The 24,877-nt window shown below is 64.0% G+C and carries 29 protein-coding genes and 1 riboswitch; of the genes, 13 read left to right on the forward strand and 16 right to left on the reverse strand.

The features are described from left to right. Positions 1 to 54: 54 nt before the first annotated feature. The 5 genes from B2S33_RS17610 to B2S33_RS17630 form a co-directional block, all read right to left on the reverse strand. A complete protein-coding gene (locus B2S33_RS17610) occupies positions 55 to 738 on the reverse strand; it encodes an OmpW/AlkL family protein (protein ID WP_023534960.1) in 684 nt (227 codons plus the stop codon). Positions 739 to 846: 108 nt separating this feature from the next. After that, the gene (locus B2S33_RS17615) at positions 847 to 1,332 is read right to left on the reverse strand and encodes a DUF3299 domain-containing protein (RefSeq protein ID WP_033695077.1); all 486 of its coding nucleotides are present in this window, start codon (positions 1,330 to 1,332) and stop codon (positions 847 to 849) included. 135 nt (positions 1,333 to 1,467) lie between these two features. Then, positions 1,468 to 2,733 (reverse strand): ABC transporter permease, encoded by a 1,266-nt coding sequence (locus tag B2S33_RS17620; protein ID WP_027915120.1) that lies wholly within the window; start codon positions 2,731 to 2,733, stop codon positions 1,468 to 1,470. Further along, a complete protein-coding gene (locus B2S33_RS17625; protein ID WP_288650739.1) occupies positions 2,733 to 3,443 on the reverse strand; it encodes an ABC transporter ATP-binding protein in 711 nt (236 codons plus the stop codon). Before B2S33_RS17625 ends, B2S33_RS17620 begins: the two co-directional genes overlap by 1 nt. Then, entirely contained in the window at positions 3,444 to 4,022 is a 579-nt protein-coding gene (locus B2S33_RS17630; protein ID WP_027915122.1) for a DUF2796 domain-containing protein, read from the reverse strand. It abuts the gene before it with no gap. Positions 4,023 to 4,149: 127 nt separating this feature from the next. Here B2S33_RS17630 and B2S33_RS17635 point away from each other — a divergent pair, with 127 nt between their 5' ends. Further along, positions 4,150 to 4,509, forward strand: coding sequence for a hypothetical protein (locus B2S33_RS17635; protein ID WP_104926564.1), 360 nt, complete (start codon positions 4,150 to 4,152; stop codon positions 4,507 to 4,509). A 195-nt stretch (positions 4,510 to 4,704) separates the two neighbouring features. On the opposite strand, the gene trxA is transcribed toward B2S33_RS17635, so the two are convergent. From trxA to B2S33_RS17650, 3 genes are read right to left on the reverse strand one after another with little or no spacing between them, the layout of a single operon-like run. Continuing rightward, complete coding sequence (gene trxA, locus B2S33_RS17640) at positions 4,705 to 5,577, reverse strand: thioredoxin (RefSeq protein ID WP_027915124.1); 873 nt, start codon at positions 5,575 to 5,577, stop codon at positions 4,705 to 4,707. A 31-nt stretch (positions 5,578 to 5,608) separates the two neighbouring features. Continuing rightward, complete coding sequence (locus B2S33_RS17645; protein ID WP_027915125.1) at positions 5,609 to 6,268, reverse strand: class I SAM-dependent methyltransferase; 660 nt, start codon at positions 6,266 to 6,268, stop codon at positions 5,609 to 5,611. Next, the gene (locus tag B2S33_RS17650) at positions 6,269 to 6,721 is read right to left on the reverse strand and encodes a YbaY family lipoprotein (RefSeq protein ID WP_288650741.1); all 453 of its coding nucleotides are present in this window, start codon (positions 6,719 to 6,721) and stop codon (positions 6,269 to 6,271) included. 105 nt (positions 6,722 to 6,826) lie between these two features. Here B2S33_RS17650 and nrdR point away from each other — a divergent pair, with 105 nt between their 5' ends. From nrdR to B2S33_RS17710, 12 genes are all read left to right on the forward strand, one after another. After that, the gene (gene nrdR / locus B2S33_RS17655; protein ID WP_027915127.1) at positions 6,827 to 7,291 is read left to right on the forward strand and encodes a transcriptional regulator NrdR; all 465 of its coding nucleotides are present in this window, start codon (positions 6,827 to 6,829) and stop codon (positions 7,289 to 7,291) included. A gap of 2 nt (positions 7,292 to 7,293) precedes the next feature. Continuing rightward, on the forward strand, positions 7,294 to 8,424 hold the full coding sequence (gene ribD / locus B2S33_RS17660; RefSeq protein ID WP_023535003.1) for a bifunctional diaminohydroxyphosphoribosylaminopyrimidine deaminase/5-amino-6-(5-phosphoribosylamino)uracil reductase RibD: 1,131 nt from the start codon (positions 7,294 to 7,296) through the stop codon (positions 8,422 to 8,424). A 40-nt stretch (positions 8,425 to 8,464) separates the two neighbouring features. After that, positions 8,465 to 9,130, forward strand: a complete 666-nt coding sequence (locus B2S33_RS17665; protein ID WP_023534964.1) for a riboflavin synthase — start codon at positions 8,465 to 8,467, stop codon at positions 9,128 to 9,130. A gap of 18 nt (positions 9,131 to 9,148) precedes the next feature. Further along, on the forward strand, positions 9,149 to 10,240 hold the full coding sequence (gene ribBA / locus B2S33_RS17670; protein WP_027915129.1) for a bifunctional 3,4-dihydroxy-2-butanone-4-phosphate synthase/GTP cyclohydrolase II: 1,092 nt from the start codon (positions 9,149 to 9,151) through the stop codon (positions 10,238 to 10,240). A 92-nt stretch (positions 10,241 to 10,332) separates the two neighbouring features. Further along, positions 10,333 to 10,809, forward strand: a complete 477-nt coding sequence (gene ribE, locus B2S33_RS17675) for a 6,7-dimethyl-8-ribityllumazine synthase (protein ID WP_023534949.1) — start codon at positions 10,333 to 10,335, stop codon at positions 10,807 to 10,809. Beyond that, positions 10,806 to 11,306, forward strand: a complete 501-nt coding sequence (gene nusB, locus B2S33_RS17680) for a transcription antitermination factor NusB (RefSeq protein ID WP_288650742.1) — start codon at positions 10,806 to 10,808, stop codon at positions 11,304 to 11,306. The genes ribE and nusB overlap by 4 nt, the downstream gene beginning before the upstream one ends. 18 nt (positions 11,307 to 11,324) lie before the next feature. Beyond that, the gene (gene thiL, locus B2S33_RS17685) at positions 11,325 to 12,299 is read left to right on the forward strand and encodes a thiamine-phosphate kinase (protein WP_027915131.1); all 975 of its coding nucleotides are present in this window, start codon (positions 11,325 to 11,327) and stop codon (positions 12,297 to 12,299) included. Beyond that, the gene (locus tag B2S33_RS17690) at positions 12,296 to 12,799 is read left to right on the forward strand and encodes a phosphatidylglycerophosphatase A family protein (RefSeq protein WP_023535011.1); all 504 of its coding nucleotides are present in this window, start codon (positions 12,296 to 12,298) and stop codon (positions 12,797 to 12,799) included. The genes thiL and B2S33_RS17690 overlap by 4 nt, the downstream gene beginning before the upstream one ends. Before the next feature lie 13 nt (positions 12,800 to 12,812). After that, positions 12,813 to 13,553, forward strand: coding sequence for a substrate-binding periplasmic protein (locus tag B2S33_RS17695; protein WP_027915132.1), 741 nt, complete (start codon positions 12,813 to 12,815; stop codon positions 13,551 to 13,553). A 133-nt stretch (positions 13,554 to 13,686) separates the two neighbouring features. Beyond that, on the forward strand, positions 13,687 to 14,304 hold the full coding sequence (ribA, locus tag B2S33_RS17700; protein WP_023534989.1) for a GTP cyclohydrolase II: 618 nt from the start codon (positions 13,687 to 13,689) through the stop codon (positions 14,302 to 14,304). Next, a complete protein-coding gene (locus B2S33_RS17705; protein ID WP_288650744.1) occupies positions 14,301 to 14,720 on the forward strand; it encodes an MFS transporter in 420 nt (139 codons plus the stop codon). Before ribA ends, B2S33_RS17705 begins: the two co-directional genes overlap by 4 nt. Further along, positions 14,720 to 15,538, forward strand: a complete 819-nt coding sequence (locus tag B2S33_RS17710; protein WP_288650745.1) for a cobalamin-binding protein — start codon at positions 14,720 to 14,722, stop codon at positions 15,536 to 15,538. The genes B2S33_RS17705 and B2S33_RS17710 overlap by 1 nt, the downstream gene beginning before the upstream one ends. On the opposite strand, the gene B2S33_RS17715 is transcribed toward B2S33_RS17710, so the two are convergent. The 8 genes from B2S33_RS17715 to B2S33_RS17750 all read right to left on the reverse strand — a co-directional run bounded on the left by B2S33_RS17715 (position 15,510) and on the right by B2S33_RS17750 (position 24,795). After that, complete coding sequence (locus B2S33_RS17715; RefSeq protein ID WP_280077149.1) at positions 15,510 to 17,381, reverse strand: TonB-dependent receptor domain-containing protein; 1,872 nt, start codon at positions 17,379 to 17,381, stop codon at positions 15,510 to 15,512. The two genes, B2S33_RS17710 and B2S33_RS17715, sit on opposite strands and share 29 nt — an antisense overlap. A 176-nt stretch (positions 17,382 to 17,557) precedes the next feature. Then, positions 17,558 to 19,453, reverse strand: a complete 1,896-nt coding sequence (dxs, locus tag B2S33_RS17720) for a 1-deoxy-D-xylulose-5-phosphate synthase (RefSeq protein WP_288650746.1) — start codon at positions 19,451 to 19,453, stop codon at positions 17,558 to 17,560. A 118-nt stretch (positions 19,454 to 19,571) separates the two neighbouring features. Then, complete coding sequence (locus B2S33_RS17725; protein ID WP_236167186.1) at positions 19,572 to 20,459, reverse strand: farnesyl diphosphate synthase; 888 nt, start codon at positions 20,457 to 20,459, stop codon at positions 19,572 to 19,574. Next, positions 20,456 to 20,698: an exodeoxyribonuclease VII small subunit gene (locus B2S33_RS17730; RefSeq protein WP_023534977.1), complete on the reverse strand. Its 243-nt coding sequence runs from the start codon at positions 20,696 to 20,698 to the stop codon at positions 20,456 to 20,458. The genes B2S33_RS17725 and B2S33_RS17730 overlap by 4 nt, the downstream gene beginning before the upstream one ends. A gap of 126 nt (positions 20,699 to 20,824) precedes the next feature. Continuing rightward, positions 20,825 to 21,475: a 3,4-dihydroxy-2-butanone-4-phosphate synthase gene (ribB, locus tag B2S33_RS17735; RefSeq protein WP_023534985.1), complete on the reverse strand. Its 651-nt coding sequence runs from the start codon at positions 21,473 to 21,475 to the stop codon at positions 20,825 to 20,827. Positions 21,476 to 21,555: 80 nt separating this feature from the next. Beyond that, a riboswitch (FMN riboswitch) is annotated at positions 21,556 to 21,697 on the reverse strand. Between the two features lie 58 nt (positions 21,698 to 21,755). Then, positions 21,756 to 22,676 (reverse strand): alpha/beta hydrolase, encoded by a 921-nt coding sequence (locus B2S33_RS17740; RefSeq protein WP_288650747.1) that lies wholly within the window; start codon positions 22,674 to 22,676, stop codon positions 21,756 to 21,758. Positions 22,677 to 22,756: 80 nt separating this feature from the next. After that, the gene (locus B2S33_RS17745) at positions 22,757 to 24,103 is read right to left on the reverse strand and encodes a HAMP domain-containing sensor histidine kinase (RefSeq protein ID WP_028687659.1); all 1,347 of its coding nucleotides are present in this window, start codon (positions 24,101 to 24,103) and stop codon (positions 22,757 to 22,759) included. Then, entirely contained in the window at positions 24,103 to 24,795 is a 693-nt protein-coding gene (locus tag B2S33_RS17750) for a response regulator transcription factor (RefSeq protein ID WP_027915140.1), read from the reverse strand. Before B2S33_RS17750 ends, B2S33_RS17745 begins: the two co-directional genes overlap by 1 nt. Positions 24,796 to 24,877: the final 82 nt, after the last annotated feature.

Genomic DNA, 24,877 nt, shown 5'->3' on the forward strand with positions numbered 1-24,877 from the left:
ACGGTAACGAAAAAGGGGCGGCCTTGGCCGCCCCGTGCGTTTTGCAGCGGTCGATCAGAACTTGTAGCCCAGGCCGACCATGTAGACCCAAGGGTCAACGTCCACGTCGACCTTGGTCTTGCTATAACCCAAGGCGCTCGGGCCGTTCACGCTGGCCTTGGTGTCGATGTCCACGTACCAGACGGCGGCGTTGACCAGCAGGTTGTCGGTGATCATGTAATCCATGCCCAGCTGGCCGGCGAACCCGACCGAATCTTGCAGTTTCAGATTGCTGAACCCTTGCTGCTTGCGGTTGCTGCTCAGGTCTTCATCGAAGAACAAGGTGTAGTTGATGCCCACGCCCGCATAAGGTTGGAACTTCGACGACGCCTCCATCGGGTAGTACTGCAACGAAAGGGTCGGCGGCAGCTGCTTGATGTCGGCCAGCTTGCCATCCAGCCCGCCGCCCAGCCCTTTCACGCCTACCGTGTGCTTGAACGGCGTGGCTGCCAGCAGTTCCAGGCCAACGTGGTCGGTGAGCATGTAGGCGAATGCCAGACCCAGCTGGGTATCGCTGTCCAGGGTCGCCTTGGTGCCTGCCACCTTGTTGCCGTCGAACTTCAGGTCGCTGCTGCTCTCGTTGGGCGCAGTGGTGATGGCGCCTGCACGTACGATGAAATCACCGGGCTGATACGCGTGCGCAGCCGGGGCGGCGAGTGCCAGGGCCACGAGTGAGGCACCGAGCAAGGACTTGTTCATGGAAGCTCCCAAAGGACGTTGATAATCGTGTAGTCCAATGGTACGGATGCGATTAAACAGAAAGTTTGACCCAGCTCAACGAAGCGTCTGCACCGGCCTTCGGAAGGCTCATCTGAGTTCGTAGGCGTAGATCTTCTCGGCTTCCATCTGGTAACCCGCCTCAGCCAGTTCGCTGCTCGAAGGTTTGACGTGCATCGTGCCCTCTATCCAGTAGGGCTGGTACAGATCCTCTACCCGTACGCCCATTTCACTGACGATGTGCACAATCTGGTTCGACGGGGGCGGGGGCACATGGATGCACGCGCCGTAGTACGGCACCAGCAGAAATTCGGTGGTGCGGCCTTGCTCATTGACTTCCAGCGGCACGATGTAGCCCGGCAGCTTGATCTGCTGGCCATCGAGGCTGTTCACCACCGGTGCACCGGGCGCCTGCTGGCGCGCGGCTGGGGCGGACTCGGCAGACAGCGCATCGCTGAGCTGCGACATGTCATGCAGGGGTGCCAGTTGCGGTGCGACGACCGGTGCGCCCTCTGGGATCAGGGCGGGCCAGTCGAGCTCCCGGGGCTGCGATGCCCATGCAGGCACCGCGAGCATCACGAGCAGCGAACAAAGCAGACGCCGGGCGGGGCTGCTGATTGACAGGCCGGCGCCAAAACGGCCAGTCCATGCGCTTGCTAGCGCGTCGCGAGCCACGAAGCAGGCGGTGAGAAATCGCATCATCACAGGCTCTCAAAGGTGGATCGACAAGCCATCTGCCAACGACTGTCGATAGGCTCGCCATGCCGGAACGCTGCCCATCAACAGCGCTGCGCCAAGGATGATAGCCAGCAAGGACCATTCATGCGTGCTGGGCCAGGCCAGTGGCAGGTACAAGCCATAGTTGGCCTGCACGTAACCCTGGGCCAGGGCGATACCGGCGTACAGCAGGCCAAGCCCGGCAACGATCCCGGCAGTTGCCAGTGCCAGGGCCTCAAGCACTAGCAGCCCGGCGATGTGCCATGGCCGTGCACCGACCGAGCGCAGGATCGCCATTTCCCGGCGGCGCTCGTTCAGGCTGGTGAGGATCGCCGTGAGCATGCCAATCAGGCCAGTGAGCACGACGAACAGCGACACCACGAACAGGGCCTGTTCGGCAGTGCCCATCAGGCTCCACAACTCCTGCAACGCCACCCCTGGCAAAATCGCCAACAGCGGCTCGTTCCGGTACTCATTGATTTCGCGCTGCAGGCTGAAGGTGGCGATCTTGTTGTTCAAACCCAACATGAACGCCGTGATCGCAGCGGGTTGCAGGTCCATGCCACGCGCCTGTTCTGCACTGATGCGTCCCGCACCTCGGGCCGGCACGCCGTTGTGCCAGTCGATATGGATGGCCTCCATGCCGGCCAGGCTGATGTGCAAGGTGCGGTCAACCGGCGTGCCGGTGCGCTTGAGTACACCGACCACGGTAAAGGGTTTGTCGTCGTGCTTGACCAGGCTGATCGCCGCCACGCCATGGGCCAGCACCAGTTTGTCGCCCAGCTTGTAGTGCAAGGCATCGGCAACCTCTGCACCCAGTACCACCTCGAAAGGATCGTCGGCAAATTCCCGACCCTGGCGCAACGTCAGGTGCTGCTTGCGCCCGTACTGATAGTGGTCGAAATAGGCGCCGGTGGTGCCCATCACCCGGTAGCCGCGGTGCGAGTCGCCCAAGGAGATGGGGATCGCCCACTTCACCCGTGGGTCCTGGGCGTAGTGCTGGTAGCTGTCCCAGCGGATGTTGTTGGTGGCATTGCCGATGCGAAACACCGAGTACAGCAACAGGTTCACCGAGCCTGACCGCGCCCCGACAATCAGGTCAGTACCACTGATGGTGCTGGCAAAGCTGGCGCGGGCTTCGGTGCGCACCCGCTCGACGGCCAGCAGCAGGCACACCGACAAGGCGATGGCGAACGCGGTGAGAAAGGCGGTGAAGCGGCGGTTGGCCAGGCTGGCCAAGGCAAGACGAAGCAGGTACATCATGCCTCCCGGGGTTTGGCGGCGCGATTGAGCTCGGCCAGGGACAGGTGACGGTCGAACAGCGGGGCCAGGCTTTGGTCATGACTGACGAACAGCAAGCTCGAGCCTGCCGCGCGGCATTCGTTGAACAGCAAGGCGATGAACGCTTCGCGGGTATCGGCATCCAGCGCTGATGTGGGCTCATCGGCGATCACCAGCTCGGGCTGGCCGATCAAAGCGCGGGCGGCGGCGACGCGTTGCTGCTGGCCGATCGACAGGCTGTCGGCTCGCCGCGCCAGCAACTGCCTATCGCGCAGGCCCAGATGGGCGAGCAATTCGCTGGCGGCCTGGTCGACGCTACCGTGGCGCTCGATGGCACGCTGGGCGCGGCTGCGGGAGAAACGACAGGGCAGCTCGACATTTTCCCGTACCGAGAGAAACGGCAGCAGGTTGAATTGCTGGAAGATGTATCCGGTGTGGTCCACACGGAAACGGTCACGGGCACCTTGGCCGAGTAAGGCCAGGTCCTGCCCAAGCAGTTGGATTCGCCCACGGGCTGGCCGGTTGACCCCGCCGAGCAAGCCCAGCAGGGTGGTCTTGCCACTGCCGCTGGGGCCCTTGAGAAACACAGCCTCACCGGCTTGCAGGTCAAAGGCCGGGATATCCAGCAATGGCGGTTGTCCCGGCCAGGCGAACTCCACGCCTTGCAGGTGAATCAGCGGCTGGTTCATTCAGAGTGTGACCACGGCCTTGGTTGGCGCGGTTTCCACTCCCTTCTGGCCGTTCGGGCCGATCAATTGCACATTGATTTTCTGCGTGGCGGGGAAGGCCTTGAACAGCGGCGACAGGTCGATCTGGGTGAGCTTTTCGGGCGCTGCGCAGGTGAATTGGTAATGGGCGTTGATGTCGCTGTGGACGTGGCCTTTCTCGTGCTCGTCGCCATCGTCGTCAGCCTTGGCCGCATCCCCGAACAGTGGGCTTTGCAGTTCTTGCTGGTCTGGCGTGCAACCAGCGGCCGCCGTCAGGGCGAACAACTTCAGGGGCTGTTCCAATTGCTGACGCACGGCGGCTACCTTGGCCTTGTCGGCATCGCTGCTGGCCATGTGCTCGAAGCCGACCAGGTTCATCGCCGGGCTGTCCAGCTCAAGCTCCAGGGTTTTGCCGTCGAGCACGGCATTGAGCTTGGCCACACCATGCTCATGGGCGGCAAGCGTGCCATGGCCGTGATCATGCTCATGTTCATCGTGGGCATGGGCCATCATGGCCAGGGGCAAGCAGGCGAAGGGCAGGGCTAGCAGCAGACGACGCATGGATGACTCCAGGAGCAGGTCAATAGGAGTGGTTATGTTATAACGATTGTTTGGCGGGCCGCCAGCCTCGTGGCTCAGGTTTCATGTTGCGGTAGCATGGCGGCAATGACTTGAGTGAGGACCTACAGTGAGAATTCGTGGAACGATCGGTGAGTGGCCGGTGGACTTGACCATTGAGCTTGATCCCCAGGAATGGGCGCAGTTGGCGCGGCCAACCGAACAACTCCCCGCTTCGACACCCCAGCCAGCTGCCGCGATGCTTCCCGCAGCGACGAAGGATGACGGGCCATGGCGGGTAGCCTGCGAGTTGTTGCGCACGGCTGGCCGTATGGAGGGGCCAGAGCTGCTTGAGCAACTGCAGGGCGTCACGGGGGACTTTGGCGCAGCCAAGCGGTTGCTGGTGCGGTTGCGGCACCATGGGCAGGTACGGGTGTTCAGTGAGGGCGAAACGCCGGTGTATGTATGGCAGACCGACGAAAAGGTGTAGATGACCTTCAAAAGACGTGACAGGTGTACCTGTGGCCGGCTCGCGGGTCATGGATGAACAGCCCAGGCAACGGGTGCTGTGCAGTCATCGTCAAGCTGTAGCCCTCATCAGCCTCCAGCTAGCCCTCGGCGAAGCCTGAGCAAGGGCATGAGCAAGGCGGCGTGCCTCACTCGTGCCCTTCACGCCTGATAAGCGTCAGTACATCGCAGCGAACAGCTTACGGCGATACGTACCCACCAGCGGATGGGCACTGCCGAGCAACTCGAACACCTGCAGCAATGCCTTGTGCGGTAGCCCATTTTCGTAACCGCGATTGCGCTGGAACAACTTGAGCAGGCTTTCAAGCGCGGGCTCGTACTGCTGGCGTGCCAGCTGCTGGATGCACAGTTGGTACGTGGCCTCGTCATCTTGTGGGTTCTGTGCCAGACGGCTTTTCAGGTCTGCAACCTCCGGCAGGCTGGCGGCCTGGCGCAGGAAAGTCAGTTGCGCCTTGGCGCCGGCCAGGGCGGCCTTATGGTCCTCGGTCTTGACCGCGTCTAGCACCACCTGGGCCTCGCCCAGCTCGCCGCGCTCGGCCAGGCAGCGGGCGTACAGGATCAGGCCTTCGGCGTTGCTATTGTCTTCTGCAAGCAATTGCTGCAGCACCGCTTCGGCTTCGCCAAAACGGCTTTCGGCGAACAGCGCCTGAGCCTGTTCCAGCGGCGAGGCGGTGGGTGGCGCCGGCAGTTGCACATGTGGCTCGAGCATGGTGCGGATCGCCGATTCCGGCTGAGCACCGGCAAAACCGTCGACCGGCTGGCCATCCTTGAACAGCACCACGGTTGGCAGACTGCGGATGCCGAATTGCGCCACGACCTGTTGCTCGACGTCGCAGTTGATCTTGGCCAGCAGCAGTTCGCCCTGGTACTCCTCGGCAATTTTTGCCAGAAGCGGCATCAGCGCTTTGCAAGGCGCGCACCATTCGGCCCAGAAATCGACCAGCACTGGCTTGTGGAATGAATTCTCGATCACCAGCTGCTGGAAGGTGGCATCGGTGGCATCGAAGATATAGGGGGTGTCCTGGGTCATCGCGACTCTCGCAAATCCGTGAATGGCACCACTATAAAGGCTCGCGGCTGGCGTGGTACAGGCTGACCCGGCGGAATTCGTGCGGCTCGGCCAAGTCCGGCAGGGTCAAGGCGTCGAGCACCCCAAGTGGTCGGTACAACGGGTGGCTGAAGTCCCGTACGCGAGAGTCGGCCACCAGTGCCTGTCGGCCCCGGTCGAGGAAGGTATCGAGCAGCGGCAGGTTGGCGCGGTCGTAGAGTACATCGGCCACCAGGATCAGGTCGAAACGGTCATCCTCGGCAAAAAAGTCGCTGCTGTAGCCCAGTTCCACCTGGTTCAAGGCGGCGTTGGCACGGCAGGCGTCCAAGGCCAGCGGATCAAGGTCGCAGGCCACGACCTCCAGCGCACCTGCACGGGCAGCGGCGATGCCGGCGATACCGGAACCGGCGCCAAAATCGAGCACCCGCTTGCCGGCTACCCACTCCCGGTGCTCGGCCAGGTAGCGCGCCATGGCCAGGCCACTGGCCCAGCAGAAGCTCCAGTACGGCGGATCTTCGAGAATGCGCCGGGTTTCTTCGCTGCTAAAAGCGCGGTCCATGTTCTGATCATCGATCAGCCATAATTTCAACGCACAGTCAGGCAGGTCGCTGATCACCAGCCGTGCCTCGCCAATCAGGCCGCTCAAGGCCTGTTGCAACGCCACTGGCGCCACTTACGGTGCCTTTTCGAACTGCAGCGGGCCGGTGGCCTGGGTCTGTGCCTGGGTGATGCGCAGCGGCGGCAAGTGCATGATCAACTGGCCTGAGCGGCTGGCTCGTCCACGCAGCTCTACCCTGGCGTCGGCCGGAAATGCCTCGGGGTTGAAACGCAGCTGGTAGGGCAAGGCCTGGCCGGTACCCGGCAAGGTGCTACTGGCCAGTAGCTGTTGCGGCCTGTCGCGGTCATCGATCACCAGCAGGGCAAGTTCTACCTCTGCGCCGGCGGGGATGCCCAGCAACGTGCCGCTCAGCTCGCGCTGATAGGCCGGCAAGGGGCCAAGCGGCTGGGCCTTTTTGGACACTTTGGCGGGCGCCGGAGCAGGCGGTTGTTCGGTCTTGGGCTGGTCACTGCCGCAGGCGGTGAGCAGGGCGGCGCAGCACAGCACGGCAAGCGCTCGAAGTGGCATGGGGTAGTCCTTCAGGGGCAGAATTGCATGGATGTTAACCCCTTTGGCTTGTCTTGCCAGTGGGATGCGCTACCATGGCCCTCCCTTTTTTTGTTGCCTGCCACCATGCACTGTCCCTTTTGCGGTGCCAACGACACCAAGGTCATCGACTCGCGCCTGGTTGCCGAGGGCGAGCAAGTGCGGCGCCGTCGCGAATGCGTCGCCTGCGGCGAGCGCTTCACCACCTTCGAGACCGCCGAGCTGGTACTGCCCCGGCTGATCAAACAGGACGGTACTCGCCAGCCCTTCGACGAAGACAAGTTGCGGGCCGGCATGCAGCGTGCGCTGGAAAAACGCCCTGTCAGTGTCGAGCGCCTCGAGGCCGCCCTGGCCCACATCAAGAGTCGGCTGCGCGCCACCGGCGAGCGCGAGGTCAAGTCGCTGGTGGTGGGCGAGCTGGTGATGGGCGAGTTGCGCAAACTCGATGAAGTCGCCTACATCCGCTTCGCCTCGGTTTATCGGCGCTTCCAGGACCTTGACGAATTCCGCGAAGAAATCGACCGCCTGGCCCGTGAGCCGGCCAAAGAGTGAGCATGCAAACCCCCGCAGCTGTGCTTGACGCCCATTACATGGCCCGTGCCCTTGAGTTAGCGCGCAAGGGGCTCTACACCACCCACCCCAACCCGCGTGTGGGTTGCGTCATCGTCCGTGATGGCGAGGTGGTGGGCGAGGGCTGGCATGTGCGCGCCGGGGAGCCCCATGCCGAGGTGCATGCGCTTGCCCAGGCAGGCGAGCGTGCGCGGGGCGGCTGTGCCTATGTCACCCTCGAACCCTGCAGCCACCATGGCCGTACGCCGCCGTGTGCCGAAGCCTTGGTCAAGGCCGGTGTGGCGCGCGTAGTGGCCGCCATGCAGGACCCCAATCCCCAGGTGGCTGGGCGGGGCCTGCAGCGACTTGCCCAGGCCGGTATCGACGTGGCCAGCGGGGTGCTCGAAGAGCAGGCGCGGGCACTCAACCCCGGGTTCCTCAAGCGCATGGAACAGGGGTTGCCGTTCGTGCGCGCCAAGCTGGCCATGAGCCTGGATGGTCGTACCGCCATGGCCAGCGGCGAAAGCCAGTGGATCACCGGCCCTGCGGCGCGTTCTGCCGTGCAGCGTCTGCGCGCGCGCTCCAGCGTGGTGCTGACCAGTGCAAGCAGCGTACTGGCTGACGGTGCCCGCATGACGGTGCGTGGCGCCGAGTTGGGCCTGGACGCCGAAACCACCGCGCTTGCCCTGAGCCGGGCACCGCTGCGGGTGCTGGTCGATGGCCGTTTGCGCTTGCCCTTGCAGGCGCCCTTCTTTCAGGCCGGCCCCGCGCTGGTGGTGACCGCCGTCGCAGATGACCCACGTTATGCCGCTGCCGGCCATGAACTGCTCAGCCTGCCGGGCGACAATGGCCATGTGGACCTGCGTGCCCTGCTTCAAGCTCTGGCCGCCCGTGGCGTCAACGAAATCCTGCTGGAAGCCGGCGCCGGCCTGGTCGGGGCCTTCGCCCAGCAAGGCCTTGTCGACGAGTACCAGCTGTTCATGGCAGGCACCTTCCTGGGCTCAAGCGCACGCCCACTGCTGGACTGGCCACTGAACCGCATGAGCGAGGCACCGCGGCTGAAGATCACCGACATGCGCGCAGTAGGCGATGACTGGCGGGTCACAGCCGTACCGCTGCCTGCGCCCGGCGTATAATGCGCGGCTTGCCCCGCGCACACCGTTTTGAGGAAGACCCATGTTCACCGGCATCATCGAATCCATCGGCACTATCCGCAGTCTGACGCCCAAAGGTGGCGACGTGCGCGTGCACGTCGACACCGGCAAGCTTGACCTGGGTGACGTCAAGCTCGGCGACAGCATCGCCGTCAATGGCGTTTGCCTGACGGCGGTGGAATTGCCTGGCAACGGCTTCTGGGCCGATGTGAGCGTGGAGACCCTCAAGCGCACGGCTTTCGTCGACTTGAAAAGTGGCAGCAAGGTCAACCTTGAAAAAGCGCTGACGCCAACCACCCGGCTGGGGGGACACCTGGTCAGCGGTCACGTCGACGGTGTCGGCGAAATCATCTCGCGCAGCGATAACGCCCGCGCCATCCAGTTTCGCGTGCGTGCGCCGCGAGAACTGGCCAAGTACATCGCCCACAAGGGTTCGATTACCGTCGATGGCACCAGCCTGACGGTCAACGAGGTCAATGGCGCCGAATTCGAGCTGACCATCGTCCCGCACACCCTGTCCGAAACCATCATGGCCGACTACCGCGCAGGGCGTCGGGTAAACCTTGAGGTCGACCTGCTGGCCCGTTACCTGGAGCGCTTGCTGCTGGGCGACAAGGCGGCCGAGCCGAGCAAGGGCAGTGGCATCACCGAAAGTTTCCTGGCCGCCAACGGCTTCTTGAAATCCTGATTGAGAAGGGGGTGCCGCGTGGCGCTCAACAGCATCGAAGAACTGGTCGAAGACATCCGCCAGGGCAAAATGGTCATCCTGATGGATGACGAAGACCGTGAGAACGAAGGCGATATCATCATGGCAGCCGAATGCTGCCAGCCCGAGCACATCAACTTCATGGCCAAGCACGCCCGTGGCCTGATCTGCATGCCGATGACCCGCGAACGTTGCGAAACCCTCAAGCTGCCCCTGATGGCGCCGCGCAATGGTTCAGGCTTCGGCACCAAGTTCACCGTTTCGATCGAGGCTGCCGAGGGTGTCACCACCGGCATTTCCGCCGCCGACCGTGCCCGCACCGTGCAAGCGGCTGCCGCCAAGGACGCCAAGGCCGAAGACATCGTCAGCCCTGGGCATATCTTCCCGCTCATGGCTCAGCCAGGCGGTACGCTGGCTCGCGCCGGGCACACCGAGGCAGCCTGCGACCTGGCACGCATGGCCGGGTTCGAGCCCAGCGGCGTGATCTGCGAGGTGATGAACGACGACGGCACCATGTCGCGCCGCGCCGAACTGGAAGTGTTCGCTGCCGAGCACGGCCTGAAGATCGGCACCATCGCCGATCTCATTCACTACCGCATGATCCACGAGCGCACCGTGCAGCGGGTTTCCGAGCAGTCGGTGGAAAGCGAGCTGGGCGAGTTCAACCTGGTCACCTACCGCGATGCGGTTGAAGGTGACGTGCACATGGCCTTGACCCTGGGCGCCATCTGCGCCGAAGAGCCCACCCTGGTGCGCGTGCACAACATGGACCCGCTGCGCGACCTGCTGCTGGTCAAGCAGCCGGGTCGCTGGAGCCTGCGCGCCGCCATGGCCGCCGTGGCCGAAGCCGGAAGCGGTGTGGTGCTGCTGCTGGGGCACCCGCTCGATGGCGATGTGCTGCTTGCGCATATTCGCGAAAGTGCAGGCGATGCACCGGCCAAGACCCCGACCACCTACAGCACCGTGGGTGCCGGTTCGCAGATCCTGCGTGACCTCGGCGTGCGCAAGATGCGCCTGATGAGTTCGCCGATGAAGTTCAATGCGATATCCGGATTCGACCTGGAAGTTGTAGAATACGTGCCCTCCGAGTGACTTGAGGCGGCAATGACGCCCTGCAGCTCGAGTCCATACCCCTGTCGAGGCCGCCAGCAAGCGGCCTTGCGTTTGAAGATGAGAATATCGCAATGACCCTGAAGACCATCGAAGGTACCTTCATTGCCCCCAAAGGTCGCTATGCTTTGGTGGTTGGCCGCTTCAACAGCTTCGTCGTCGAAAGCCTGGTAAGTGGTGCCGTTGATGCCCTGGTACGCCATGGTGTCAGCGAAAACGACATCACCATCATCCGTGCGCCTGGTGCGTTCGAGATTCCGCTGGTTGCCCAGAAGGTCGCCCAGCAAGGTGCTTACGACGCGATCATCGCGCTGGGCGCTGTAATCCGTGGCGGTACCCCGCACTTTGAATACGTGGCGGGCGAGTGCACCAAGGGCCTGGCTCAGGTGTCCATGGAGTTCGGTGTTCCTGTGGCGTTCGGCGTACTGACCGTCGACTCCATCGAACAGGCCATCGAACGTTCCGGCACCAAGGCCGGCAACAAAGGTGCAGAAGCTGCCCTGTCTGCCCTGGAAATGGTAAGCCTGCTGGCGCAGTTGGAGGCCAAGTGATTAGCGACGAAAGCGATCGTTTCAACCCGCGCGATCCCAAGCCTGCGGATGCCGGCAAGCCATCGAAAAGCGCCAAACGCCGTGAAGCCCGCAAGCTCGCGACCCAGGCACTGTATCAATGGCACATGGCGCAGCATTCGTTGAACGAGATCGAAGCGCAGTTTCGGGTCGATAACGATTTTGCAGATGTCGACGGCGCCTACTTCCGTGAAATCCTGCATGGCGTTCCGGCCATCAAGGGCGAAATCGACGGTGCGCTCGAGCCCTGCCTGGACCTGAGCCTTGACGAACTCGACCCGGTCGAACTGGCCGTGTTGCGTCTGTCCACCTGGGAGTTCATCAAGCGCATCGACGTGCCTTACCGCGTTGTGATCAACGAAGGCGTCGAGCTGGCCAAGGTCTTCGGCGCCACCGACGGTCACAAGTTCGTCAACGGCGTGCTCGACAAACTGGCACCGACGCTGCGCGAAGCCGAAGTCAAGGCGAACAAGCGCTGATTGCGGCGCAGCCTGGCCATGGGTGAGTTCGAGCTGATCAACCGTTACTTCGCCTCCGCGCACTGTGCAGTGCACGGCGAGGGCGAAGGGGTGGCGCTGGGCATCGGTGACGACTGTGCTCTGCTGGATCTGCCTCCCGGTGAGCAGTTGGCCGTCTCGACCGATACTCTGGTAGCTGGGGTGCATTTCCCTGCCGTCTGCGACCCGAAGCTGCTGGGTCAGCGCTGCCTGGCAGTCGCCGTCAGTGACCTGGCCGCCATGGGCGCTACCGCGATCGGTTTCACGCTGGCCCTCACCCTGCCTGACGTCAGCCACGCGTGGTTGGAGGAATACTCGGCAGGGTTGAGCCGCATGGCTCACCGTTGCCGCATGAGCCTGATTGGCGGGGACACGACCCGGGGTCCGCTGAGCATCACCGTGACGGTGTTCGGCCGTGTGCCGGCCGGGCAGGCATTACGCCGCACTGGCGCCCAGCCGGGCGACCTGCTGTATGTCGGTGGCGTGCTGGGCAAGGCCGCTGGCGCCTTGCCTCTGGTGCTCGGGGAGCGCCAGGCGCCGCCGGACGTGGCAGAGCCGCTGCTGGCCCACTATTGGGCGCCCATGCCGCAGCTCACCCTCGGTGCCTTGCTCAGAGGGCACGCCACGGCGGCACTGGATATTTCCGATGGGTTGCTGGCCGATTGCGGTCATATCGCCAAGGCCTCTGGCGTGGCGCTCGAGGTGAACCTGGCGCAGGTGCCAGTGTCACCCGAAGTGGAGGCGTTCCTGGGCCGCGAGGCAGCCGTGCAAGCAGCGCTCGCCGGTGGCGACGACTACATACTGGCGTTCACGGCACCTCCGGACGCCTTGACGCACCTTGCGCACTTTGGCTTCATCCAGGTCTACCCCATTGGCCGCGTGCTGCAAGGGCAGGGCGTGTCCCTGCGCGATGCGCACGGTCAGGACATCACGCCTCGGCAGCGGGGCTATCAACACTTTAGGGAGATACCGTGACCGACCACCCCAATCAGGTGCCTGCGGAGTTCGTTCCGCCATCGGTCTGGCGCAACCCTTGGCACTTCATCGCGTTCGGGTTCGGCTCCGGCACCTTGCCCAAAGCGCCCGGCACCTGGGGCTCGCTGGTGGCGATACCCTTCATTCCGCTCTGGCAGATGCTGCCCGATTGGGGGTACTGGCTGGTACTGGGGATCACCATGCTGTTCGGCTTCTGGCTGTGCGGCAAGGTGGCCAATGACTTGCGCGTGCATGACCACGAAGGCATCGTCTGGGACGAAATGGTCGGCATGTGGATCACGCTGTGGTTGGTGCCCGATGGCTGGCAGTGGCTGTTGGCGGGTTTTTTGATGTTCCGTTTCTTCGACATCCTCAAGCCTTGGCCCATTCGCTGGATCGATCGTCACGTGCATGGCGGCGTCGGCATCATGCTCGATGACGTGCTGGCCGGCGTCTTCGCCTGGTTGGGCATGCAGGTTCTGGTATGGGCTGTCGCGTAGAACGGGGGCTGCCATGGTGCTGAAGGGTATGCTACTGGCATTGTTGATGGCCGCTGCCCCATGGGCGGCTGCCGGCGACAGCCAGCCTGGCCAGATTCGCCTGGTCAGCGAGGAGTGGGCCGACTACACCAACGCAGATGGCACCGGTGTGGCCTGGGACGTGATGCGCAAGGTGTTCCAGCCCGCAGGGATCGAGGTCGTGCCGCAGAGTGCGCCGTATAGCCGTGCCATTGGCCTGGTCAAACGTGGCGAGGCTGACGCCTGGGTTGGCTCGTACAAGGACGAAAGTGAAGACAACCTCTACCCTCGCTGGCATTTCGACGTCGACCATATCTACGCCCTGGGGCTTGCCAGCAAGCCGGCCCCTACACTGGCAACCATAGGCGACTATCGCCTGGCTTGGGTGCGTGGCTATGCCTATGGCAAATACCTGCCCCGCGTGCGGGAGTACCGTGAAATTCAGCGACGCGAAGGCATTCTGCCCATGCTGGAGCATGACCGGGTGGACTTCTATGTCGACGCCATGACCGAAGTGGACTACGTCATCGGGCAAAGCTCGCAACCCGATCGATTCCGGCGCACCCATGTGGTCGAGCTGCCCATGTACCTGGCGTTTGCCCGCAGTGAGCGGGGTGAGGCACTGCGTGATGTGTTCGACAAACGCATGGCCGAACTGGTGCGCAGCGGCGAACTCAAGCCGATATTCGAACGTTGGAAACAGCCTTATCCTTTCGATGCCAGTACCAAACCGTAGCGCGTGGTACATGCCCGCAACCGCTACGCATCGAGGTTTTCGATAATAACCGGCGGTATACTGCGGGAGCACTGCCTGTAAGCTGCTGATACAATCGGTCCATTGAAATTCCCACTTATCCCAGGAGCACAACGTGCCCGTCGTCTTTGTTGCCGCCTCTAAACTCCCGACGCCTTTCGCGACTTTCACCATGCACGGCTTTCTGGATGAAGCCACTGGCCGCGAGCATGTGGTGCTCAGCCTGGGTGATATCGCCGATGGGCAGCCGGTACTGGGGCGCCTGCATTCCGAATGCCTGACCGGCGATGCCTTGTTCAGTCAACGCTGTGATTGCGGGTCGCAACTCGAAGCTGCCCTCCAGGCGATCGCCCGAGAAGGTCGTGGCGTGCTGCTTTACCTGCGCCAGGAAGGCCGTGGCATTGGCCTGCTGAACAAGATCCGCGCCTACGAACTGCAGGACGGAGGGGCGGACACGGTCGAAGCCAACGAGCGCCTCGGGTTTGCTGCGGATCAGCGCGACTATGCCATCTGCCTGCCGATGCTCGAGCACCTGGGTGTCAAGGCGTTGCGCTTGATGACCAACAACCCGCGCAAGGTCAAGGCCTTGACCGACATGGATATCGTGGTGGCCGAGCGTGTGCCGCTACACACCGGGCACAACCCGCACAACAGCCATTACCTGGCAACCAAGGCCGGCAAGCTGGGCCACATGCTGGGCAATGAACACCAGGGCGAGGTGCCCCAGGCATGACCCGCGCCGAGGTCAAGCGGCGCCTCGCCCTGGCTTGGTGGCAGTACCTGGCGGTGGGGCTTGTGCCGCTGCCGGTCATGGCCTGGGCCTTTGGCGGTGGCGAGGCGATGATTCCCATGTTGGCCATGCCGCTGTTCATCGCTGGCGCAGCCACGTTGTTTCTCACCTTGCCGCGCTTCGGTGCCTACAAGCGCGCGCTGATTGCCACCTCCAAGGCGCTCGGTACCGAAGCCGAGCCTGCTGCGTGGATCGAACTGGCTCGCGTGCGGCGCCTGGCCATGACCTATGCCTGCTTCCCCGCCTGGGTAGCCGCCGTGTCGGTACTGGTGGGCCTGGAAACCGTCCCACAGGTGCTGCTGGCCTTGTCCACCGTGGGCTTGCTCTACTTGTACCGTCTGCCGTCTCAGCTCGGCTGATGCGCCGGCTCATAGCGGGGCTGGCGCTACTGGCCTGCAGCCTGGCGAGCGCTGGGCCGCTACGCGTCGTCAGCCTGGCACCGTCGTTGACGGAAATCATGCTCGAACTGCAGGCAGGCGACCTGCTGGTGGGGGTGCTCGATGGGGGTGAACGGCCACCGGCGTTGCGAGCGTTGCCCTCGGTGGGGCGCTATGGCCAGCTGGACATGGAGCGTTTGCTCAGTCTGCGCCCTGATCTGCTGCTGCTGTGGCCGGGCAGTGTACCGCCCGCGCAGCGCGACCAGCTCAAACGTCTGGGCATCCCTGCCTTCAGCGCAGAGCCGCACAGCATCGAGCAGTTGATTGGCCAGATCGAAGAAATCGCTGAACACGTAGGCCACGCTGACCAAGGCCGCCGCTACGCTCGCGCCCTGCGTGCACGATTGAAAACACTGCGCCAGCAGTACCGTCGCGACAGGCCCCTGCAGGTCTTCTACCAGGTCTGGGATCGCCCCTTGTACACCTTGGGTGGTCAGCAAGTGATCAGCGATGCACTGGCCGTCTGTGGTGCGCGTAATGTCTTTGCGGATTTGAACCCGGCAGCGCCCCAGGTGAGCGTAGAGTCGGTCATTGCGCGCGACCCCGACATCATCCTGGCCGCCGATGCGCAACAGTTGGCCAGTTGGAAGGCCTGGCCGGCGCTGCGCGCGGTGGCGCAAGACGGGTTACTGGTGGTGCCGGACAACGGCATCGAGCGCCCCAGTGGGCAGATGATCGAAGCGACGGCTCGCCTGTGCGAACTGCTGGCCGCTAGAGCGCCGGTGCCCACGTCACGCTGAACAACAGCGTGCGCCCTTCTTCCTGGTAGGCATGGGGGCTGCCCTCGTAGCTGTACAGGGCGCGGCTGTAGCCACGGTCGAACAGGTTGTCCAGCTTCGCCTCCACGGTCAGCGCCTCGGTGGCTGCCCAACTGCCGCGCAGGCCCAGCAACCCATATCCACCCAAACGGTTGCGGTTGGCTTCGTCATCGTAGCTGCTGCTGACAGCCTGTACGCTGGCACCGATGCCGAAGGGTCCCACACGGCGGTCCAGGTCCAGGCTCAGGGTGCGGCGTGCCCGTCGGGCCAATGTATGGCCACTGTCGCGGTCACGGGGGTCGATCATCGCCAGGCCCAGCTGGCTGCTCCATTCGCCCCACTGTTGGGCCAGGGCCAGCTCTACACCGTCGACGCGCGCCGAGGCCACGTTGCGGGGAATGGCGTCCTGACCGAACACGATCGCATCGCGCAGGTCGGTGCGGTACAGGGAAGCCTCCAGGCGGGTGTCGGTAGACAGCTGGCTGCGCCACTGCACTTCATAGGTCCTGGCGTGCTCGGGGTCAAGGTCAGGGTTGCTGAACTGCGGGTAATACAGGTCGTTGAACGTCGGGGCCCGGAAGCCTTCGCTGTAGGACAGCACCACATCATTGCGATCATCGAGCGCAACGCTCACGCTGCCACTCCAGGTGGTGTGAGTGCCGAACTGCTCGTTGCGGTCCTGGCGTACGCCCGCTTCGGTGGAGAACAGCGGGCCTTGATAGCGGTGCTGAAGAAACACCGCCCGGTTCCAGCGGCTGTCCTTCTCGAAGTCGGTACTGGCGTGCACGCGGTCCTGATACCAGTCGGCGCCGGCGAGCAGGCTGTGCTGATCGTTCAGGGCCAGGTCGTTCTGCCAGGTCATCTGGTCGCGGTAGGTGTTGAACACAAAGCGTTCTGAGCTCAACGTGTCGCGCTTGTCGTCACGGTTTTCGCTGTGCGCCACCTCCATCCGCGTGTGCCAGTTGTCGGTGAGCTGGGCGTCGAGGTAACTGCCCAGGCTGGCGACGGTGAAGTCGGTGTACGGCTGTTGGCCGACGCTTTGGAAGGTGACAGGGTCGAAGCCGCCGAATGGATTGTCGTATTGACTGCGGCCCTGACTGTGCAGCAGGTTCAGGCCGACTTCGATGCGCTCGCCGAGCGTCTGGCTCAGGCTGAAGTTGAGCGATTTGTTGCGGTAAGCGTCATGGTCGGCGTCACTGCTGAACGACGGTCCGGTTGAATCGATGCCTGCCGTTTCGTCCAGGCTTGCGCCCAGGTTGAAGCGCGTTGAGCCATCGGCGCCCGACACACCCAGGCTGCGCTGGAAGGTTTTTCGGCTACCGGCAGCCAGGCGCACGCGCGGGTGCAGGCCGTCACCGAGGCTCCGTCGGGTGAACACTTGGATGACCCCGCCAATGGCATCGCTGCCATATACCGCCGACCGAGAGCCGCGAAGCACTTCGACACGCTCGATCTGGTCGACGTTGAGAAACTGCAGGCCGCTGTCGCCTGAGGTCGCGTTGGCGATGCGTACACCATCGACCAGCACCAGCGTTTGCGCGGTCTTGGTGCCGCGAATGAAAAGGCCTGGCAAGCTGCCGCGCCCGCCGGTCGGTGCCACTTGCACGCCCGGCACGCGGCTGAGCAGGTCCATGACGCTACTCGGTTGCAGGCGGTCGATATCGGCCCGGGTAAACACGGTGTTCGCAGCACTGGTGGCGGTGCGCGATTCGACCTGTCGGCTGGCGCTGATGAGCACGTCAGGCAGTTTCAGGGCGTCATCTCGTTCGGACGCCAGCAGGGGCAGAGGGAGGCAAAGCAGGGTGGCAAGGGTCGGGTTTTTCACGGGCGGTACATATCTGCGAAGTCTGCGCACTCCAACACAGCGGAGCCCAGCGCAGAAAGGCCCTTGCCCTCAGAGTCGCCATGAACGAAAAAGAAGCCGGCAATCACAGACCCCGTTGGGTAAATGACTGCCTGCTCGTTTGGCTGAGCACCCGGGCTGCAGCGCAGCCCTGCACATCAAAGTCCCAGCTTGACCATGCGGGCCTTGACGCTAGCTTCGATGCCCGCTGCATCCAGCCCACACTCTGCCAGCATCTGCGCGGGCTTGGCGTGTTCCACATAAAGGTCCGGCAAGCCCAGGTGCAGCAACGGCTTGACCACCGCTTCCCTGGCCAGGCACTCGCCAACGGCAGCACCGGCGCCGCCCATGATGGCATTTTCTTCGAGGGTCACCAGCAGTTCGTGGCTACCTGCCATTTCCAGCACCAGGGCATCATCCAGCGGCTTGACGAAGCGCATGTCGACGACCGTGGCGTTGATCTGTTCGGCTACTTGCAGGGCTTCGGCCAGCTGCACGCCAAAGACCAGCAGCGCGACCTTTTCACCTTGGCGACGCACCACGCCCTTGCCAATCTCCAGCGGTTCCAAGCCCTCGCCGACAGCAGCGCCAGGGCCTGTACCGCGCGGATAGCGCACGGCAGCCGGGCCGTTGTAGAGGTGGCCCGTGCTGAGCATCTGGCGCAACTCGCTTTCGTCGCTGGGGGTCATCACCAGCATGCCAGGGATGCAGCGCAGGTAGGACAGGTCATAGCTACCGGCATGGGTCGGGCCATCTTCACCCACCAGACCGGCGCGGTCGATGGCGAACAGCACGTCCAGGTTCTGCACGGCCACGTCATGAATCAACTGGTCATAGGCCCTCTGCAGGAAGGTCGAGTAGATAGCCACTACCGGTTTGCTACCTTCGCAAGCCATGCCCGCCGCGAGCGTGACGGCATGCTGTTCGGCAATTGCCACGTCGAAATAACGTTCAGGGTAGCGCTCGCTGAACGCCACCAGGTCGGAGCCTTCCTTCATGGCCGGCGTAATGCCCACCAGGCGATCGTCGGCAGCGGCCATGTCGCAGAGCCACTGGCCGAACACGGCGGAATATTTCGGTCCGCTGGCCTGTTTCGGCGCAACCGGCTTGTCCACAGGCTCGAGCTTGGTGATGGCGTGGTAGCCGATCGGGTCGATCTCGGCCGGGGCGAACCCCTTGCCCTTTTTTGTCACCACGTGCAGGAACTGCGGGCCCTTGAGGTCGCGCATGTTGCGCAGGGTGGCGATCATCGTGGGCAGGTCGTGACCATCGATGGGACCGATGTAGTTCCAGCCCAGCTCTTCGAACAGCGTGCCGGGTACCAGCATGCCCTTGGCATATTCTTCGGTACGCCGCGCTATTTCCCACGCACCTGGCAGGCGCGACAGCACTTTCTTGCTGCCTTCGCGCATGCTGGAGTAGGTGCGGCTGGAGAGGATCTTGGCCAGGTAGTTGGACAAGCCCCCCACATTGCGCGAGATCGACATGTCATTGTCGTTGAGGATCACCAGCATGTCGGCGTTGACTTCCTGGGCGTGGTTCAACGCCTCGAACGCCATGCCTGCGGTGAGGGCGCCGTCGCCGATGACCGCAATCGACTTGCGAGCGCTGTTTTGCAGGCGCGCCGCGATGGCCATGCCAAGGGCTGCGCTGATCGATGTGCTGGAGTGACCGACGCCGAAGGTGTCGTACACGCTTTCGCTGCGGCGCGGGAAGGCGGCTACGCCGTCCTTCTGGCGGAGGCTGAGCATGCGGTTGCGGCGCCCGGTCAGAATCTTGTGCGGGTAGGCCTGGTGGCCCACGTCCCATACCAACCGGTCATCGGGGGTATCGAAGACGTAGTGCAGGGCGATGGTCAGCTCGATGACGCCCAGGCCGGCACCGAAGTGCCCACCGGTCTGGCCCACGGTATACAGAAGTTCCTGGCGCAACTCGTCGGCCAGGGTCTCCAGGTCGGCTTCGGCCAGACGGCGCAAGCCATCTGGCGTGTCAGCGCGGTCGAGCAGCGGCGTGACCGGGCGTTCGCGGGGGATCTCTTGAAACGTCGTGGGCATCAGGCGAGTCGTTATAGGTGTATTAAGACGCGGCAGTTTACCCCATTGTAGGAAAAGCTGCCCATTCAGACGGGTGACGCGCTGGCGGCTTAACAGCCATCACGCGCTACTCGCCAGGTCAGTTGCGGCGTTCGACGATGTAGCACGCCAGGGCTCGCAGTGGCTCGGCCTTTTCGTCGAACCTTTCCAATGCGACCAATGCCTGGTCGCGCAGTTCGATCGCGTAGGCCTTGGCCGCCTCCATGCCCAGCAGGGCGGGGTAGGTCGGCTTGTCGCGGGCGATGTCGGCGCCCTGGCGTTTACCCAGTGTAGCCGTATCGCTTTCCACATCGAGGATGTCGTCCTGAACCTGGAAGGCCAGGCCGATGGCCTGCGCATACACCTGCAAGGCATCGAGCTGCGCCTGGTCGGCGCGGGCACTGGCCAGCCCGCCAAGGCGGACGCTGGCCTCGATCAGTGCACCGGTCTTGTGCCGGTGCATGAACGCCAAGGCTTGCTGGTCCAGCTTCATGCCCACCGAGCCCAGGTCGATGGCTTGCCCGCCCACCATGCCAGCGGGGCCGGCGGCCGAGGCCAAGGCCTGCACCATGGCCAGGCGAAGTGCGTCGGTCTGGGGGCTCAGGTGGGGGTCGAGCAGTGCGCTGAAGGCCAGGCTTTGCAGGCCGTCACCGGCAAGAATGGCACAGGCCTCGTCGAACGCCTTGTGCGTGGTCGGCTGGCCGCGGCGCAGGTCGTCGTCATCCATGGCCGGCAAGTCGTCGTGGACCAGCGAGTAAGCGTGGATGAGCTCGACGGCGCAAGCGGCGCCGTTGGCGTGCTCCGCCGGAGCGCCCAAGGCCTCGCAGGCCGCGTAGGCGAGCAGCGGGCGTACGCGTTTGCCGCCGTTCATCACGCTGTAGCGCATTGCGGCGTACAGGCGTTCAAGCTCGGCCGTGGGGGCGATGAACAGCGGCTCGAGTGCGCCATCGACGCGTGCCTGGCAGGCGGACTGATAGGCACCGATCATGCCTCGGGCTCCACGTCGAAGGGCTGGGCAGTCAGCTCGCCATCGCGCTCCAGCAGAACCTGCACCTTCTGTTCGGCCTGAGCCAGTGCGCCTTGGCAATCACGCGTCAGGGCAATGCCTTGTTCGAAAGCGGCAAGCGAGTCCTCCAGGGACAACTCGCCGTTCTCCAGGCGCTCGACCAGTGCCTGCAACTCGGCAAGGGATTGCTCGAAATCAAGGGAAGCTTTTTTGCGGGCCATGGCGGCAGTCTCGGCGGTAGTCTGAACGCCGCGACACTAGCAGAGCGGGGCGGGGTGAGCAAACCGCCATTGGCACGGCAGCGCCGGGTTGGCGCTACCGTTCAGGCCCTGGCGTGGCCAGGTCGATCAGATCGCCGCAGCCGTTTGCGCCTGCAGCGCCAGTCGATACTGCGCCAACTCGTCGATGGTCAGCATGGGAAGGTTGTACTGGCGTGCGTAGACGGCCACTTCCTCACCGCGAGCCATCGTGCCGTCAGGGTTCATCAATTCGCACAAGACGGCTGCCGGCCGCAGTCCGGCCAGGCGGGCCAGGTCAACCGACCCTTCGGTGTGACCGCGACGCGTGAGCACACCGCCATTGCGCGCGCGCAGCGGAAACACATGCCCAGGGCTGACGATATGCCGTTGCTCGGCCGAAGAGCGCAGTGCAGCGGCAATCGTGGTGACCCGGTCCTGGGCGCTTACGCCAGTGCTGATGCCCTCGGCAGCTTCGATGGTGACCGTGAACCCGGTGCCGTGGCGGGCCTGGTTGTTCTGGACCATGGGTGCCAGTTGCAGCTCATCGACCGTTGCCTCGTCCAGGCACAGGCAGACGATACCGCTGCAATCGCGGATCATCATGGCCATGGTCTGCAACGAAATGTTCTCGGCAGCGGCAATGATGTCCGCTTCATCTTCACGGTCGTCATCGTCAAGCAGCAGCACGGGGCGACCGGCCTTGAACGCGGCGATGGCGGCGGTGACATTGGGAAAGTGCACAGGGTGCAAGGTAGACATGAAACGCTCCTCGTAAGTGATCGATGAACGTCTCGGGGCGAGCAAAATGCGTGCGCAAGGGTGCCCGTGGGGCCCCTGCCTGACGCCTTCTTTCATCCGGACTATGACCGTCGGCCCTGGAATCTCACCAGGTCTGCTGACCTCCGGCATGACCGGAGCGCTCGCGGGCTCATCTTTCGATTTACCGCCGGTGGGGACTTTCACCCCGCCCTGAAGACCGGGCAAGCATACCGCACCCTGTGCCTGGGTTGGCAACCCGCCGTTATGATCTAGACCGCTGTCAGCGGCTGGGCGAGGTGCCCTGCGGTGCTGCTTTGCTCAAGGTGTCGATCACCCAGTGCAGCGACGCCGGAAGCATCGGCCCATGCCCAAGGCCGTCGAACTGCTTGAAAGACACCTGCACGCCCTTGAGCTGGGTCAGGCTAGCGGCGAGGCTCCGTGCCGTCTGATCGGCGTGGGGCTGGGCCGGTTCGCGGGGGCTGGCCGGCTCCAGTGAGCCGCGCATCAACAGCACCTGCGGTTGGGTATCCCCCAACCGCGCCGGCAGGCTTGCCGCTTCGCGCAGGATCGCGCCGTCATGCCACCACAGCGATGGGCTGGCCGCCGCATAGACGGCGAATGACTTGGGCCGGGTGAAGAGGGCATGGAGCACGGCCAGGCCGCCATACGAGTGCCCCCACAGCGTCTGCTGCTGGGGGTCGATGCTCACCAGTGCTGCCAGCCCCGAGCGCATGCGGGTCTCCAGCAGGTCAAGAAAGGCATCCACCCCGCCGCTGGGTAACCCGGTGAGTGGGTCGCGTTGCTCTGTCTGCCCGGCCAGCGCCGGCGTGTAGTCGTAGGTTCGGCTGGTTCTGTCGATGCGCTGGCGGGTCTGGTAACCCACGGCGACCAGTACGGGGGCCTGGCCGGCGGCCAAGGCATCGAGTCGTTGTGGGTCCAGTGCGCTCAGGGCTGCATTGCCGTCGAGCATCCACAACACAGGGTAGCCGGTTGCGGGGGCGGCGCGCTTGGGCAGTCCTATCCACAGCCGGTAGTGACGCGCGCCGTCTGCCGAGTCGAGGTTCAGGTGGGTGAATCGATAGGCCAGGTCCTGGCGAGCCAGCAGCGTCGTATCCATCGGCTGGTCATGCTCGGGCTGGGCCGTGGCGGCACCGGTCACAAAGGCCAGCACAAGCGCCAGGCCCCGGATCATTCTGTTCATCAGGCATCTCTTCACGGCATTGCAGGCGCTGCAACTCAAGCAGCCAGATGATAATCAGCCTTTGACATGCGTAAAGCGCCTTAACTTTCTAAACCGTTGACGCTGGCCGGCAGGGTAAGGTGCAGGCGCAAGCCTGGGTGAGCATTGCAGGCCCAGAGTCTGCCACCCTGCAATTGGACGGCGCGGCGGGCAATGGCCAGGCCCAGTCCGAAGCCTGCGCCGCTGGCGGTCAGCCGCTGGTACGGTTGGAAAATGCGCTCAAGCGCGGCCTCAGGCACGCCGGGGCCTTGATCGCGCACGCACAGGTGCCAATGCGTACCCTCGCGCCAGCCCTCCAGGCAGACGGTTCCCTCGGGCGGAGAGTGCCGGATGGCGTTTCGCAGCAGGTTCTCCAGCGCCTGGGCCACGCTGTCCAGGTGCACCTGGACCACGCAGTCCTGCCCGAGTGTGCACGGCAGGCGTGCGGGGCTCCAGCCGCTTTCGAAGCAGATGTCCTGGCACAGCGCCTCCCACAGTGATGCCATCAGTACCGGTTCGGTGGCCAGGACGGGCTGCTCGGTATCCATCCAGGCCAGGTCGAGGGTGTCTTCCAGCAGTTTCTGCATATGGCTCGTTTCATAATCCATGCGCGCGCGTAACTGGGCGGCGGGCAAGTTGCTGTCATGGGCAATACGCAGGCGTGCCAGCGGCGTGCGCAGTTCGTGGGACAGTGTGCGCAGCAGCAGCCGCTGCTGTTCCAGGCTCTGGCGCAAGCGATTGGCCATATGATCGAAGGCCTGCGCCAGTTCGCCCAGCTCATCGCGCCGGTCTTGCAGGGGCAGGCCTGGGCTGTCCAGGTCGTTGGCCCGCAGCGCATCGGCGCGGTCACGCAGGCGGTTCAACGGGGCGACAAGGTGACGGTACAGTGCCAGCCCCATCAGCAGGGCCAGCAAGGCCGGCGCCACACCGTGGGTAACCAGGTGAGTCCAAGGCGTCAGCCCGGTGGGCAGCAGCCGCTCGGGCAGTTGCATCACCAGGCGACCGTGCTCGGGATGGCGCGGGAAGGTAATGCTGACGTAAGGCAGTTCGCCTTGCAGGCGGCGGCTCATGGGCCAGTTCAGCTTGCGCATGAAGGTCAGGTGACCCGCTTCCTCGGCTGTGAGCTGTGTGGTCCCCAGGCTTTGCAGGTAAGGGCCGACGACGGCTGCCCAGGTGTCCTCGGCCCTTTGCACCTGCTTACGCCAGGTCTCGACCCCCACGGCGCCTCCTTGCTCCCAGGCGAGCTCGGCCTGCCGGGCATAGCGGGCCAGGTAGTCCTGGTCGGCCTGAGCCAGGAAATAGGTGCTGCGTTCCACCGTCAGGCCCCAGGTCCAGATCAACCAGGTGAGCAGCAGGCAGAAGCTGACCTGCAGCAGGGCCAGCTTCCACAGCAGCGGATGACGCCGCATCAGGCCGGGCTCTGCACGACCAGGACATAGCCCTGACCACGCACAGCCTGGATGAGCAGATGCTGTATGCCAATGTCCGCCAGCTTGCGGCGCACGTTGCACACATGCACATCCAGGCCCCGATCCAGGCGCGTGTAGCCACGGTGCAGGACGGTCTGGTACAGGAAAGGCTTGCTCAGCGGCTCCCCGGCATGGGCGTGCAGCGTGATCAACAGGCGGAACTCCGAGCCAGTCAACCCCGCCGGCATGCCGTTGTGCATGACGTCCTGGGCCGCGTGGTCGAATACGGGCTCATCAGCGCGCGTTGCCAGGGGCGGCGTGCTGTGGAAGGCGACCCGGCGCAACAGTGCGTCTACCCGCGCATCCAGTTCCGCCAGGCTGAAGGGCTTGGGCAGGTAATCGTCGGCGCCGCGGGTGAATCCGGTGATGCGGTCCTGCTCGGCACCCAATGCCGACATGAGGATCACCGGTACGGCCTGCTTGCGCCGCAGTGCATCGAGCAGGCTCAGGCCATCGAGACCTGGCAGCATGATGTCCAGCAGCGCTAGGTCGAATGCGCATCGCCGGGCATTGGCCAGCGCCGCTTCTCCCGTCGCGCATGCATGTACCTCGAAGCCACGGTCGATGAAATGGCGGTAAAGGTCGTGGCGTAAGCGTGGGTCGTCTTCGACCAGCAGCAAGGAGGTGGGCACGGCGAGCCTTGAATGAGAATTTATATCAGTTGCAAATCATCCCACCGGACTCGGCCCTAGGCAATGGCCCCAATGTGTTAAG

It is taken from the genome of Pseudomonas sp. UBA5568 (genome assembly GCF_002425525.1).
Lineage (GTDB): Bacteria > Pseudomonadota > Gammaproteobacteria > Pseudomonadales > Pseudomonadaceae > Aquipseudomonas > Aquipseudomonas fulva.